The organism is Candidatus Pelagibacter communis, from assembly GCF_001180205.1.
In the GTDB taxonomy this organism is placed as follows: Bacteria; Pseudomonadota; Alphaproteobacteria; order Pelagibacterales; family Pelagibacteraceae; genus Pelagibacter; species Pelagibacter ubique_O.
The window spans coordinates 1-986 of sequence record NZ_CVSU01000005.1 but is presented as its reverse complement, the minus strand read 5'-3'; the positions used below and the strand labels follow the sequence as shown (position 1 = coordinate 986).

General features: G+C 34.6%; 3 protein-coding genes. All 3 read left to right on the top strand.

The annotated features are described in order from the left end of the window. Positions 1-127: type Z 30S ribosomal protein S14 (locus AMO08_RS00065; protein ID WP_075484197.1), on the top strand; the 127-nt coding region annotated here is incomplete at its 5' end. A 7-nt stretch (positions 128-134) separates the two neighbouring features. After that, on the top strand, positions 135-533 hold the full coding sequence (gene rpsH, locus AMO08_RS00060) for a 30S ribosomal protein S8 (RefSeq protein ID WP_075484196.1): 399 nt from the start codon (positions 135-137) through the stop codon (positions 531-533). Positions 534-551: 18 nt separating this feature from the next. Then, positions 552-986, top strand: a 435-nt coding sequence (locus tag AMO08_RS00055; RefSeq protein WP_075484195.1) for a 50S ribosomal protein L6, incomplete at its 3' end; no start/stop codon positions are given.

The window sequence follows — 986 nt, the reverse complement described above, 5'->3', positions numbered from 1 at the left end:
GTACACACGTTGTAATAATTGTGGCAGACCTCATGCTGTTTATCGAAGATTTGGCCTTTGTCGTATTTGTTTTAGGGAAATGGCGCTGAAGGGTTTTATCCCTGGTGTTAGGAAAGCTAGCTGGTAGGTATATAATGTCAATGACAGATCCAATAGCTGATTATTTAACACGCATTCGTAATGCGCAAAGTGCGCATAAGCCATGGGTGGATATTCCCTCATCAAATTTAAAAAAACGGATTTCATATATTCTAAAAGAAGAGCATTTTATCCGTGATTTTATTTTGGTGACAAATAGTGTCCAAGGGAATCTGCGGTTGTTTTTGAACTATGATAATGATAAAAACCCAGTTATACATGGCATTAAGCGTGATAGTAAACCAGGTTGCAGACATTATGTTACAGCTGATCAATTGCCCCGTGTATTAAATGGTATGGGAATGGCAATATTATCAACATCTAGAGGTGTAATGTCTAATAAAAAAGCAAAATTATTACAAATTGGTGGAGAAGTACTCTGCCAGGTATGGTAAAAGGAGTAAATATTTATTATGTCAAATATTGGTAAGCAACCTATTCCCATACCTGAAGGTGTAGAATTAAAAAATAAAAATACTGAGATTACTGTTAAAGGTAAATTAGGAGAATTAACACAGGTATTCCATCCTGAATCAAATATTTCGATTAATGATAAAGATGTGGTTATTACTAGAAAATCTGATGAAAGACAGCAGAGAGAACTTCATGGCTTAACCCGTGTACTTATTGCGAATATGATTGAAGGTGTTACAGTAGGTTTCCAAAAAGAATTAAATTTAGTTGGAGTGGGATATTCGGCTGATGCTACTAAAGGTGATTTTCTAATTTTAAATATTGGGTATTCACATCCAATTTATTTTGAAAAGCCTGATGGAATTACTTTTGAAACACCCAATGCAAATACAATTATCATAAAAGGTATTGATAAGCAGGTGGTAGGCCAGGTA

What these genes read in the sequence shown, in the direction of transcription:
- rpsH (WP_075484196.1), top strand. Translation starts at nt 135, where the DNA reads ATGTCAATGACAGATCCAATAGCTGATTATTTAACACGCATTCGTAAT.